12 protein-coding genes are annotated in these 11723 nt (G+C 66.4%); 4 read left to right on the forward strand and 8 right to left on the reverse strand.

Annotated elements, in window-relative coordinates; genetic code table 11:
* Window positions 1–111: 111 nt before the first annotated feature.
* From P8014_RS13225 to P8014_RS13235, 3 genes are read right to left on the reverse strand one after another with little or no spacing between them, the layout of a single operon-like run.
* Window positions 112–1110 (reverse strand): lysylphosphatidylglycerol synthase transmembrane domain-containing protein, encoded by a 999-nt coding sequence (locus P8014_RS13225; protein WP_337817791.1) that lies wholly within the window; start codon window positions 1108–1110, stop codon window positions 112–114.
* Window positions 1107–1865, reverse strand: coding sequence for a polysaccharide deacetylase family protein (locus P8014_RS13230; protein ID WP_337817792.1), 759 nt, complete (start codon window positions 1863–1865; stop codon window positions 1107–1109). Before P8014_RS13230 ends, P8014_RS13225 begins: the two co-directional genes overlap by 4 nt.
* Complete coding sequence (locus P8014_RS13235; RefSeq protein ID WP_337817793.1) at window positions 1852–2964, reverse strand: glycosyltransferase family 1 protein; 1113 nt, start codon at window positions 2962–2964, stop codon at window positions 1852–1854. The genes P8014_RS13230 and P8014_RS13235 overlap by 14 nt, the downstream gene beginning before the upstream one ends.
* Before the next feature lie 144 nt (window positions 2965–3108).
* Here P8014_RS13235 and P8014_RS13240 point away from each other — a divergent pair, with 144 nt between their 5' ends.
* A complete protein-coding gene (locus tag P8014_RS13240) occupies window positions 3109–3750 on the forward strand; it encodes a tetratricopeptide repeat protein (protein ID WP_337817794.1) in 642 nt (213 codons plus the stop codon).
* A 1115-nt stretch (window positions 3751–4865) separates the two neighbouring features.
* Here the strand turns inward: P8014_RS13240 and P8014_RS13245 are convergent.
* Complete coding sequence (locus tag P8014_RS13245) at window positions 4866–5588, reverse strand: glycerophosphodiester phosphodiesterase family protein (protein WP_337817795.1); 723 nt, start codon at window positions 5586–5588, stop codon at window positions 4866–4868.
* A gap of 163 nt (window positions 5589–5751) precedes the next feature.
* On the opposite strand from P8014_RS13245, the gene P8014_RS13250 reads away from it, so the two are divergent.
* Window positions 5752–6282, forward strand: coding sequence for a hemerythrin domain-containing protein (locus P8014_RS13250; RefSeq protein WP_337817796.1), 531 nt, complete (start codon window positions 5752–5754; stop codon window positions 6280–6282).
* Between the two features lie 17 nt (window positions 6283–6299).
* Here the strand turns inward: P8014_RS13250 and P8014_RS13255 are convergent, their stop codons facing one another.
* The 4 genes from P8014_RS13255 to P8014_RS13270 all read right to left on the reverse strand — a co-directional run bounded on the left by P8014_RS13255 (window position 6300) and on the right by P8014_RS13270 (window position 9416).
* Entirely contained in the window at window positions 6300–7544 is a 1245-nt protein-coding gene (locus P8014_RS13255; RefSeq protein ID WP_337817797.1) for a molybdopterin-dependent oxidoreductase, read from the reverse strand.
* Window positions 7545–7671: 127 nt separating this feature from the next.
* Window positions 7672–8442, reverse strand: a complete 771-nt coding sequence (locus P8014_RS13260) for an anti-sigma factor (RefSeq protein WP_337817798.1) — start codon at window positions 8440–8442, stop codon at window positions 7672–7674.
* On the reverse strand, window positions 8439–8930 hold the full coding sequence (locus tag P8014_RS13265) for an RNA polymerase sigma factor (RefSeq protein ID WP_337817799.1): 492 nt from the start codon (window positions 8928–8930) through the stop codon (window positions 8439–8441). The genes P8014_RS13260 and P8014_RS13265 overlap by 4 nt, the downstream gene beginning before the upstream one ends.
* 57 nt (window positions 8931–8987) lie before the next feature.
* Complete coding sequence (locus tag P8014_RS13270; RefSeq protein ID WP_337817800.1) at window positions 8988–9416, reverse strand: nuclear transport factor 2 family protein; 429 nt, start codon at window positions 9414–9416, stop codon at window positions 8988–8990.
* Between the two features lie 184 nt (window positions 9417–9600).
* Between P8014_RS13270 and P8014_RS13275 the strand changes: the two genes are divergently transcribed.
* Both P8014_RS13275 and P8014_RS13280 read left to right on the forward strand, forming a co-directional pair.
* Window positions 9601–11142: a glucan biosynthesis protein G gene (locus P8014_RS13275; protein WP_337817801.1), complete on the forward strand. Its 1542-nt coding sequence runs from the start codon at window positions 9601–9603 to the stop codon at window positions 11140–11142.
* 68 nt (window positions 11143–11210) lie between these two features.
* Entirely contained in the window at window positions 11211–11723 is a 513-nt protein-coding gene (locus P8014_RS13280; protein ID WP_337817802.1) for a hypothetical protein, read from the forward strand.

Consider the following 11723-nt stretch of genomic DNA (forward strand, 5'->3'; position numbering starts at 1 on the left):
AGCGCAGTGAGTGAGGCATATCAAATAGATGGGCGAAGGGGCGAGCAGGGCGCAACGTAGCAAATCGCCCGTGTAGCCATTTAATCAACGTGTCCCTAGGCGGCGCGGCGCTCAGGGCTTGTTGCGGGCCAGCAACAGTCTCCGCGTTGCGCCGCCCGCGCTCGTCAGAAATACCGGTGCGCCGGCCAGCAGATACCAATAGAACGTGGTGAAACGCCACAGCACCAATGCCAGAGCTAGAGGTTCGGGTGCGAGCCAGGGCGCGAGCAACGCGGCGAAGCCGACCTCGACGCTGCCGGTACCTCCCGGCAGGAAACTCAATTGGCCGGCGAACAGCAGCATGCCCTGGATGATGAACAGATACGACCAAGGCACGGCGTGCCCGAGGCCGAGCAGAATAACCGGCAGTACGCTGTAGCGCATCAGCCAGTGCCCCATGCAGAAGCCGTACAGCAGGATCAGCCGGTGCCGGGGCATGCTCAGCAGCAGGGCGATGCCGTGGCGAAACTGAATAATCCAACGCGCCATCTTGCGCCGGCGTCGCTCGCTGACGCGCAGCGGCCGCAGAATGCGGCCGAACAGGCGCAGCATGCCGCGGTAGCGGCGCATCAGCCCCCAGAGCAGGCCGAGGCCCGTGCCGAGCAACACGAGCAGCAGCGTTGCCAGCAGCAAGGGGTGCTCCAAGCGCTGATCGAAGGTGAATACCGCCAGCGCCAGCGGCAGCGCGGTGGCAAAGAAGGTCAGATCGGTGATCTGGTCGATCGCATAGAGCGAAGCGGCGCGGGCGGTGGACAGCCCTTGCCGATGCAGCAGGTACACGTAGGTGAGCGGGCCGCCTACGCCGGCGGGCGAGGCGACGCCGGCGAATTCGGTGGCGATAACGGTCGCCAGCGCCCGTCGTCGCGGTATGGCGTGCGCCACGCCACCCAGCAGCAAGCGCAGGCGTGCGGCGTTGAAGCACCAGCCAAGCAAAATCATGCCGAGCGTGCCAATGATCAGCCAGGGCGATACTCGGATGAGTTGCGGCAGTACGTCGCTGCCGCCGTAGACGAGCGGGATCGCCACGCTCAGCAGCAGGCTGAGCGCAGCGATCGCCAGATAGCGCTTCACACCGCGTGCTCCAGCCAGTCGGCCTTGGTCATCGCCTGGCGCGTACGCAGCGCGCGGTTAAGCACGTCTCGCCAGAAGGCCACGGCGGCCGGGTGTTCGGCGTCAGCCGGGTGCAGGCCGAGGCGCAGCAGCGGCGCCTCGCGCAGACGTTGCTCCTGCACCGTGTTGACGATGCGTGAGGCGCCACGGCGCCAGGCCGAGCGCACGCTCCACACCAGACTGGGATAGCGGTATTCGTACCAATCGGGCAGAGCATAGAGCGCGCTGCGGGTGGACGTGTAGGCGAAGGGCATGCGGCCCAGTGCCGCGCGGGTGCCCTCGCTCATCAGCCAGGCGGGGGCGACGAAACCGCGCACCGTCCAGCCCAGCCTGGCGAACTGCTCCAGACCCGCAGACATGTGTCGTTCGGCGGTGACGGTATCAAGCGCGGCGAATTCGCCTTCCGAAGCGGTATACAGCCGGCGTGTCGCCCACTGCAGCGGGCCGCGCGGGCGCGGCGCGCTGTCGTCCAGGTGGTGGAGGCCGTGCAGCGCGAGTTCGTCACCGCGCGTAAGTCTTTGTTCGATAGCGCTGCGGAATGCGGAGTCGTCCTCGATGCGGCCGCGGTGGTGGTAGTCGGGGACCACCAGCAGGGTGACGGGCACTTCGCCGCAGCCGTCGATCATCTCCAGCAGTCGGGCGCAGGCCGGCCAGGTGGCGGGGGCGACGTCGTGCAGCACGACGCTGACCGCGGGCCGCATTTCAGCCGCTCGCATGTTTTCTTGCCTGCGTCGCATGTGGCACCGCCGCGCCGGTCAGCGCGGCGTAGCGTTCGATCAGTCCGGTGAACGCGCTGTCCCAGCTCCAGTGGGCTTCGACGCGCTGCCGGGCGGCGCGGCCCATCGCCGCCGTGTCGTGTTCGAACAGTGCGCGCACCGCCTCGCCCAGGTGCTCCGGCATGCTCGAGCGCGCCAGCACGCCGACTTCCGGCGTGACCAACTCGGGGATGGCGCCGGCGTCTACGCCGATCACCGGCAGGCCGCTGGCCATGGCCTCAAGCACGATCAGGCCGAAGGTCTCCGTATCGCCGGCATGGATCAGGGCGTCCGCTCCGGCCAGCAGGGGCGCAAGTTCGTCGGCGCCGAAGAAGCGCGACAGGCAACTGACGTTGCCGCCGGAACGGTAGGGCATGTCCGGGCCGAGCAGCAGCAGGTGGTATTGCGGGCCGAGCAGCGCGAAGGCCTGTACCAGTTGATCGAGATTCTTTTCGCGCGCGTAGCGCCCGGCGAAGGCCAACAGCTTCGTCTCCCGGGGAATACTCAGGCGGTCGCGCAGCGTGGTATCGCCCAGCTGTGGATGGAACTGCACGGTATCGACGCCCAGCGGCTGGACGGCAACGCGTTCCACGCCGATATCCAGCAGGGTATCGCGCATGCTGCGGCTGGGGGTGAACACTTGATCGAATTCCCGGTACAGCGTCTGCACGTAGCGCCGTACCGCGGGCAGGATCCAGCAGCCGAGGCGTTTGTCGAGCAGGCGGGGCAGATCGGAGTGGTAGAAGCCCACCACGGGGATCCCCAGGCGCTGGCCGGCTTCGAGTGCGGCACGCGCGAGGCGATAGGGATCGCCGGCCTCGATCAGATCGGGGGCGAGTTCGGCCAGTTTGTGCTGCCAGGTCGTGCGGCGCAGCGGGAAACGGTAGCCGTTGGAGAACGGCAGCGGCGGGGCCGGCAGGGTGTAGTGTCCAGGTGCGGGCTCCCCCACATGCAGCCCAGGTGTCAACAGGCTGTGGCGCCAGGGCGTATGATGCGCGAACCAGGCGCGCTTGGCGTCCAAGTAGCGACGCACACCACCGCTTTGAGGCGCGTAGAACATGGTGACGTCGGCAATGTGCCTGCCGTCCGGACGGTCTCCGCCTGCCCGGACCGTTCCAAGGGGAGGCGTTGAAGTGTGTCGTGTCCGGGATACGTGTCTGGAACCCATCTCATGATGATGCTAAGGCTATAACAGGGTGACAGTATGACCGATTTCAACACCGCTCTCGATCTCTATCTTAGCGGTGACCGCGAGACGGCCCTGCGTTTGTGGCGGATGCTGGCCGAGCAGGGCGATGCACGCTCGCAGTACAACCTCGGTGTTCTCTGCGATGCCGGCGATGGTGTGCCCGAAGACAAGGTGTTGGCGGTGCAGTACTACCGCCAGGCTGCCACGCAAGGCTTTGCCGACGCCGCCTTCAATCTGGCTGTGATGCTGGACGAAGGCGAAGGCATGCCGGCGGACGCCGGCGAAGCTGCGCATTGGTTCTGGGTGGCCGCGGATGCAGGTAATGTACAGGCGCAGTTCCGTCTCGGCCTGAAGTACGACGCCGGCCGGGGGTTGCCTAGGGATGCCGAACAGGCCGCGCAGTGGTATTACCGCGCTGCGCAGGCCGGTGAGCCTCATGCCGCAAGCAACCTCGGGCGCTGTTTCGCCATGGGCGAGGGAGTGCCGCGCAGCGATGTGGATGCCTACAAGTGGTTCAACATCGCCGCCGAACTCGGTGCGGCCAACGCTGCGCGCTATCGCGAGCGGGTTGCGCGGGAGTTGAGTGCCGATGAGCGCTTACGGGCGGGGGAGTTGTCGCAGGCGTGGTTGAGGGAGTTTCGGCAGCGGGTTGGGTGAGTGTTGGTGGGTTGTGTTGCGGCCTTTTTGAACACGGTTTCGTTTGACAGTCGGGGGCCGTGTCCAGCGCGAATCAGCTGCGGGACGTTTTTGATCCTGCGGCAGTGAAGACGACGTAATTGCTGGCTTGGGTGATCTGTTTCGGGCGCGATTCGATGCCTGAGGATTCGCTCTGATTCGGTGATGCGCCCGAGCCTTGTCCCTACGGGCGGACCTCGAGCGCACACCCCATCGCGGGGCACCGCAGGCACTTGCTATCCTGGCAAAGCCTGCTCGGGCGGCTTCCCTGCCGCCCGACCCCGCGCCGGGGCGCACGCTCGAGGCAAGGCCACACAGGAACCGGGGAGACAAAACAGAACGTGCCCCAGCCCTGTGAGTTACACCCAAACCAGTTCAGAATGATTTGGTTTCGGACTTGCGCTGTTTTGACGTTAGGTCCCCCCCTGATCGCTTGCCTCGCGGGCGTGCGCCTGGGCGGGGATGGCCGGCAGGGCGCCGGCCAAGCAGCTCTTGGCCTGGATGGCTATAGCTGCGAGCCCCGTTCAGGCGTACGTTCGCGAGGTTGCCCGTCAGGGACAAGCACAGCACTCTGCACCTGTGCCATTCGCGACTGCAGTGGGTTGGTGTGTGTTCAGGGCAAGGCGCGGTGCGAAGGCAATGGCCCGAGCCCTTGGCAAGCGCCGCAACGCAGCCATGGGCGCACACCAGCCCACCCGAAGGGCGACACCAGGCTGTCCCGCCCCGGTGTTGCGTCGCTTGTGAAGGCAATGAGCCTTCCCGGCGCGATGCGCCTTGTGGCGAAATAGCCTGAAGACGCTGCAGCCGTGAATGGCACAGGCGCAGAGTGCTTGGGGGTGCGTTTCTTTCGCCGGTTTCTTTGCGCACTCAAAGAAAAAATCGCCGGGAGCAATTTTTCGCGCAAACCCCGAAGGGGTGAGGCGCAGGGATGCGCCGAACAAATCGGCTCGGGCGCGTCACCGAGCCAGAGCGAATCCCCATGCATCGGATCGCGCCCGAAACACGCCGCCACAGCCAGTAAACACGTCGCTCTCACTCACGCAGGATCAAAACCGCAAACGCGGATTCGCACCCAAAACCACACCCCAAAAAGCGCGTCAGCGCCCCAACAGAGTCGGCGGATCATCGGTGAACACCGACTCCACGCCCCAGTCGATCAACTGCCGGGCACGGTCGCGATCATTGACCGTCCAGGCACGCACGGCCAGACCGGCCTCGCGCAGCATGGGCGCCAACTCGGGGGTGACGATGTTCGCGTCCACATGCCAGGCATCGAGTTCGAGGCTCCGGCTGATCTCGCGCCAGTCCTCGGGAAAATGCTCTGCACCCTGCGCGCGCGGGTGGTCGGGCAGCAGTCTGTGCATCGTGGCGACGGTGTTGCCGGAGAAGCTCGAGATGATCAGCGACTCGGGCAGCGCGACCGTACGGAGCAGATCGGCAACCGCCTCGGCGGTGTCGGTTTCGTGGGTGTCGAGTGGCTTGATCTCGATGTGCATGCCTATGCCGAGACTGCGGCAGAGTTCGATCGTGGCGTCCAGGCGAGGAATGCGGACGCCGGCGTACTCAGGTCCGAACCAGGCACCGGCGTCGGCCTGTGCGAGCGTGGCCCAGTCGTGCTCGCGCACCGTGCCTGTCAGGTCGGTGGTGCGCTCGAGTTCGTGATCGTGCATCAGCACCAGCACGCCGTCGCGGGTGAGCTGCGCGTCGATTTCGATCCACGGCAAGCCGAGTCGGGCGGCCAGTTCGATGCCGGGGAGGGTGTTCTCGGGTGCAAGACGTGCGGCGCCGCGGTGGCCGATAAGCTGGGCTGGGGTTGGCATGAATGGGTTCCTGAATAGGCTTGGGTGACGAGGTCAGAGATGCTGCCAAGGCAGGTGTTTCTGCGCAAGCCTGTCGATGCTCTGAAGGTGCAAATATTCAGTTGCCGGTCTAATGTCTCTGATTTGGTGTATCGCTGTGAAGATGGCTCCGGGGAGCTTGCCCATGCTGTTTCCGACGCCTGCCGCCGGTCTCGACGACCCACTTGGAATGCTGGCCGGTTGCCACCAACGCATCGCCGGCTTTTGCGAAACGCTGGAACGCCTGGAAAATCATCTCGAATCGGCTGGCGCCGACAGCCAGGCGGGTGATGCCGCCCGGCGCGTCTGTACTTACTTCGACGAGGCCGGCCCGCATCATCATGCCGATGAGGAAGTCGATCTGCTACCCGCGCTGCAACGGCGTGCGCGTACCCCGGCCGAGCGCGCGGTGGTGGACGAATGGCTGGCTCGAATAGTTGCCGAGCATCTGGGGCAGGACGAGGTCTGGTGTCGCTTGCGGGAGGAACTGCAGGGCGTGATCGACGGTCACGCCGCGGCCATGCCTGCGGCGTCGGAATTCGTCGCTCTGCAGCGCGAACATTTTCGTTTCGAGGATGCCGAAGTCTTTCCCCTGGCTCGGACGCTGCTGACCGGCGCCGATCTCCCCGCGCTCGGCCGGGCCATGGCGCGGCGGCGCGGCTTGGCGGGTTCGTAACCCCGCGCCGCAGATCCTCAGGCGCGTTTGCCTCCGATCCAGGCGTCGTTGGCGTAGCCGTAGCGCTCCCAGGTCCCGACTATCCCGTGATTGGCGACGACGATGCGGTCGACCCATTTCACGGACTTGTAGCCGTACATCGGCGGCACCACCAGGCGCAATGGATAGCCGCCCTCGCGCGGCAGCGGCACATCGTCGAGGCGATGGGCGAGCAGCACGCCCGGGAGTCGGGACTGTTCGAGGGTGAGCTGGTCGACGTAGACGCGGTCGCCGGAGTGGAAGATGAGGTGGGTGGCATCGGCGTGCGCGCCGGCCAGTTCCAGCAGCGTTTGCGGACGTACGCCGGTCCACAGCACGTTGGGAACGCTCCAGCCGGTCACGCAGGTGAAGGTGCGCTGCTCCCGCACCTGGTCCAGGGCTTCGAACTGCGCCAGAGTCAGTTCGAGCGGGTGGTCGACCAGGCCCTCGATGCGCAGGCGGAACGTTGTCGGATCAATATCGGGATAGCCGTTGGCATAGGTGTAGTAGGCCGGAAAGCGCGTCTGGCGGGGGCGCGCCGATCTTACGTTGCCGGTCCTGAGGGCGCCCGCGGCCGGCGTGTCGGCACGCGCCGGCGCTTCGCCGGCCGGGCTGCCGAGCCAGCTCAGGGCGCCGGCGCCGAGCACCGTAGCGCCGGCAGTGCTCATCAGTGCCTCGCGGCGCGCATAGTCGAAGCGGGCGTTGAGAGGGTGCTTGCGCTGGAAGGAGAACAGTCGCAGCGCGGCGTGCACCAGCAGCCAGGCCAGCCAGGCGTAGGACATCCAGCCGTGCACGGCGAAGGCGACGGCGTCCCAGCTTGCCGGGAAGCGGCCCGGCAGCCACAGCGCGAAGCCGCTCAGCGTGACCAGTGCGGTGAGCAGCGCGGTCAGCGACCAGTCCAGCCAGCGCGGGCGGCGGGGGCTTCCGAGCAGGCCGGCGGCGGCCAGCAGGATCAGGGCGGCGAAGGAGATGCCGCCCCAGGCGTGCACGGTTTCGATCTGCGGCAGCCAGGCGATCAGGGCGCGGTGCCAGGCTTCGAAGTACAGCGCGGCGCCGGTGAGCATCAGCATCGGGAAACCGAGAATGAAGCCGGCATGCGTGAGTGCATAGCCGCGCGGCCAGCGGCCGTGGCGCAGAAAGGTGCCGAGGTCCGGATTGTGGCGCAGCAACCGGCCGCGCAGGAGCAGCAGCAGGCCGGCTGCGAGCAGCGGAACGAGCGCGATGAGCCAGAGCGGTGAGGGCATTGCGTGTCTCTCCCTGCCGGATGCGGAGCACCGGCGATCGGTGCGTTAACGGGCCGGCAGCGCGGCTGCGGGTCCCTTTACTCTGTATGTCGTCGCAAGGCGGCCGGCACTTACAGCATGAACGGACTCAGAGCGTGATCTGCCGGTAGACGCCGTCCGCGATACGCAGCAACTGCTTGCGGCCGAGTTTGGCGGAGAGTGCGTAGCCGAGATCGCGGTCGACCCAGTAGAGCACCGAGACGCCGTGTTCCTCGGCATACCGAAAGGCGGTGTCGCTGCCGGCGTGCCTGGGCACGGTGACGTACAGCGTGAGTCGTTCGCCGGCGTTGTTCTCGTACATGAACTGCGCCGCCGGCCCGGCGTTCGCCGGCAGCAGGCGGCCGCCCATGAGCCGGTAGCCGTACCGTGCGAGATCCGGGGCGCGCAGGCGGTGGCCCAGCCGCTTGGACAGCCAGCCGAGCAGATGCGGTTCCTGCGCGGCGCCGACCTCGACGGGGTGCATGACTTCCGGGCTGTAGACGGCGTAGGCCATTGCCGCTTCGCGCGGGAGCATGGGCGGCGCGGCCGCGAGCCGTGCGCCGCCCTGCTGCAGCGTGGTGGCGCCGAACCAGCCGACGCCGCCGCCGAGCATCATCCACAGCACGGCCGCGGCGCGCGCCAGCAGCGGGGAGCGCCGTGCCGACTGCGGACGGCGCAGGCGCGCCGGCAGCGATTCGTCGAGCACGGCGTCGAAAGTTTCGTGCAGGGTCTTGTGCTGGCGCCGGTAGGCGGCGGCTCGTGCCGCCAGTTCGGGGTCCGCGTCGAGCTGCGCTTCCACCTCGGCGCGGGCCGCGGCGTCGAGCCGGTCGTCCACGTAGGCCTGCAGGCGTTCCTCGTCCAAGGGATGCTTGCGGTTCATTTGATCCTCCGGATCCGGTTGTCCTGTTCGCCTTCGAGGGCGCGGCGCAGGCGCTCGCGTCCGCGCGCCAGGCGCGACATCACGGTGCCCTGCGGAATGCCGAGCACGCGCGCGGTCTCGGCGTAGCTGAATTCCTCCAGCCCGACCAGCAGCACCACTTCGCGGAACTCGGGTGGCAGCGCGTCGATCGCCGCCAGCAGATCGCGGGCGACCAGCAGGTTTTCCTGCCGTGCACTCACCGGGGCGTCCAGCTCGTCGGTCCAGGGCAGGGTGGTGCGCTCGGTGCGGAGCTGGTTGACGTAGACGTTGTGCATGAGGGTGAACAGCCAGGCGCGCAGGTCGGTGCCGCGCCGCCACAGCGAGAATTTCTTCAGCGCACGTTCGAGCGTGTCCTGCACCAGGTCATCGGCGCGCGTGCGGTCGCCCAGCAGGGCGCGGGCGTAGCGCCGCAGGCGCGGAATGTGCGGTTCGATCGACGCGTAGTCCATCGCGGGTGTCCCGGTCGGGGCCGGACGCGCCGCGGGCGGCGGCGTCCGGCCGGGCGGTCAGTATGCGGTAGCCTTGAGTTTCGGGTCGATCTGCCAGATTTCGTTGACGAGCTTACCGTCGCGGTAGGTCATGACGTAGCGCACCTTGATGTCCTTACTGGCCTTGAACACCACATCCGCGGTGACCGTGGCGCCCTTGGGATTGGCGCTCACGCGCAGCTCGTTCACGCTGTGGCCGATGCGCCCGTTGGCCTTGGTGAACTTGGTCCATACGCCGCGGATGGCGGCCGGGTTGGCGTAGGCGCCGTCGAGCGGCCCGCCGACCCACTGGAAGACGGCGTTCGGCGCGTAGTCGGCTGCGATCGCCGCCAGGTTGGCGTCGGCGATTGCCTGCAGATGATGACAGGCATCATCCGCCGGACCGGCGAAGGCGGGCAGGACGGCACCGCCGAGAACGGCGGCAGCGAGAAAGCGGGTGGTACGCATGATGTGGCTCCTGTGCTCGGACGGCCCCCCTGTGGAGCCGCTTGTCAGGCAAACACTCTGCGGCGTCGTTTATTCCCGGCCGATGTGAATTTTTTGTCCATCGTCTCAAATCAGCGACATTTGAGAGTCCCCTCCCGTGCCCCCGAGAATGCGCCCGACATTTCGAATTGGGGAGCATCCGGATTTGTTGCAGAGGGTTTTCAGCGTTGCGGGAGTGGCCTTGCTGACGGTGTTCATGGCGCCGGCTGCGCTGGCGGCCGGTTTCGGTTTCGAGCAGGCGGTGGCCAAGGCCGAGGCTCTTGCCAAGCAGCCCTATGCGGCGCCCAAGGCGATTCCGAAGGCGTTGCAGGAACTGGATTACGCCACCTACCGCCATATCCGCTTCAAACCCGAGCATGCGCTTTGGCGTGCGGCCGATTCCAGGTTTCAGGTGAGTCTGGTTTCGCCGGGTCTGTATTACGGGCACACAGTGAAGATCGACGTGGTCGACGCCGAAGGCGTGCATTCGCTTGCATACGACAAGCAGGATTTCGAATTTCCCAACCAGAAACTCGCTCAGCAGGTTCCCGACGATCTCGGCTACGCCGGCTTCAGGCTTAGCTACCCGCTGGGCGACAAGAACGGGCGCACCGGTTTCCTGGTGTTCGCCGGCGCGAGTAACTTTAGCGGCATCGGGCGCGGCAACGTCTTCGGTCTTTCCGCGCGCGGCATCGCAGTCGATACCGGCCTGCCGTCCGGGGAGCAGTTTCCCCGTTTCGTTCAGTACTGGCTGATCCGCCCCGACGCCAAGGCGACGTCGATCAAGTTCTACGCGCTGCTGGACGGGAGGAGTCTGACCGGCGCCTACCAGTTCGTCGTCTATCCCGGCGCACCCACGCGATTGCAGGTCAAGGCGGTGCTGTTCGCGCGCACCGGCGTCAGGCAGCTCGGCGTGGCGCCATTGAGCAGCATGTTCTTCTACGGCAGCAACACCGCCCGCCCGGCCGGTGAATGGCGTCCCCAGGTGCATGATTCCGGTGGTCTGCTGATTCATAACGGTAGCGGAGAGTGGCTGTGGCGGCCGTTGCTCAACCCGCGCACGCTCAAGCTCGATTACTTCTCCACGGACAATGTACGCGGCTTCGGCCTGCTGCAGCGCGATACGGCGTTTACCGACTATCAGGATGCCGTCGCCCATTACGAGCGTCGTCCCAGCGCCTGGGTGACGCCGGATGGAAACTGGGGCAAGGGGCATGTCGTGTTGGTCGAGATTCCAAGCTCGGACGAGACCCACGACAACATCGTGGCCTTTTGGACGCCGGCCGTTCCGGTGGAGGCCGGGGATCGGCTCGGTTTCGACTACGACATCGCACTGGGTGGTCCCGAGCTTGACGGCGAATCGATGGCCCGCGTCGTCAAGACCTTCGTCGGGCGTAGTGACACGTCCGGCAAGGGCAAGGCCGACGGTGCCTACCGCTTCGTCGTCGATTTCCGCGGCGGGCTGCTGGCCAAGCTTCCACCTGCAGCTTCCGTGCAAGGCGTGGTGACTGGGCAGGACGGCACCCAGGTGATCGAGCACTACGTCGAATACATTCCCGCTCTCGAACAATGGCGCCTGTCGATCCTGGCCAAGCCGGCCGCCGGCAAGCCCGTCGAGTTGCGCGCCTTTCTCAAGCAGGGCGGGGACACCTTGAGCGAGACATGGAGTTATGGACTGCCGGAGCGGAACCGCATCGGTGGCAGCTAGGACCGGAAGGTCCTAGGGCAGGAGCAACGGCTTTAACCGCAGTTCTCTTATCGAAAAGGAGATCCGATATGACTCGCAACTATGTTGAACTGACGCTTCCGGAGTGGGCCACGCCGTTGGCCGAGGACCTTTTGGGAAGCACCGTTGAGATTACGGCGCACGCCAACGACGGCAGGGTCCTGCGGTCGTTCCGCTTCAGTGGCTCGAGCTTCGAGCGTTTGGGCGTCGAGGCCGAACTGATGGAGCGCCGGGTGCCGTTCGACGTGCACCGGCAGGAAGCCGAAGAAGGCGGTCCGTGCCGCAGCGCCGAACGCCGGGTGCGTTTCGACACCGACGGTGTTCTGGAGGTCGATCTGGAGGATATTCCGAACGAAATGGGCAGCGTCTACATCGGTCTGCTCGAAACCGTACACACCACCGGCGAACGGGAGGCGGTCGATGCCTTTCTGCGGGCGGCGAAGGAGCGCCAGGTGGTCGAGCCTCTCGCCGAGGTGGCGCCGCTGCCAGACCAGATTTCCACGCTGCGCAACGCCGAAGACGCCGCGCGCAAGGCCGGCCTGCACCAGCGCCGCATTTTGTAG

It is taken from the genome of Acidihalobacter sp., from assembly GCF_037381185.1.
Classification (GTDB): domain Bacteria; phylum Pseudomonadota; class Gammaproteobacteria; order DSM-5130; family Acidihalobacteraceae; genus Acidihalobacter_A.

Coding starts and splice junctions, on each gene's coding strand:
- P8014_RS13230 (WP_337817792.1), bottom strand. CDS start 1,865: ATGCGAGCGGCTGAAATGCGGCCCGCGGTCAGCGTCGTGCTGCACGAC.
- P8014_RS13235 (WP_337817793.1), bottom strand. CDS start 2,964: ATGTTCTACGCGCCTCAAAGCGGTGGTGTGCGTCGCTACTTGGACGCC.
- P8014_RS13240 (WP_337817794.1), top strand. CDS start 3,109: ATGACCGATTTCAACACCGCTCTCGATCTCTATCTTAGCGGTGACCGC.
- P8014_RS13245 (WP_337817795.1), bottom strand. CDS start 5,588: ATGCCAACCCCAGCCCAGCTTATCGGCCACCGCGGCGCCGCACGTCTT.
- P8014_RS13250 (WP_337817796.1), top strand. CDS start 5,752: ATGCTGTTTCCGACGCCTGCCGCCGGTCTCGACGACCCACTTGGAATG.
- P8014_RS13255 (WP_337817797.1), bottom strand. CDS start 7,544: ATGCCCTCACCGCTCTGGCTCATCGCGCTCGTTCCGCTGCTCGCAGCC.
- P8014_RS13260 (WP_337817798.1), bottom strand. CDS start 8,442: ATGAACCGCAAGCATCCCTTGGACGAGGAACGCCTGCAGGCCTACGTG.
- P8014_RS13265 (WP_337817799.1), bottom strand. CDS start 8,930: ATGGACTACGCGTCGATCGAACCGCACATTCCGCGCCTGCGGCGCTAC.
- P8014_RS13270 (WP_337817800.1), bottom strand. CDS start 9,416: ATGCGTACCACCCGCTTTCTCGCTGCCGCCGTTCTCGGCGGTGCCGTC.
- P8014_RS13280 (WP_337817802.1), top strand. CDS start 11,211: ATGACTCGCAACTATGTTGAACTGACGCTTCCGGAGTGGGCCACGCCG.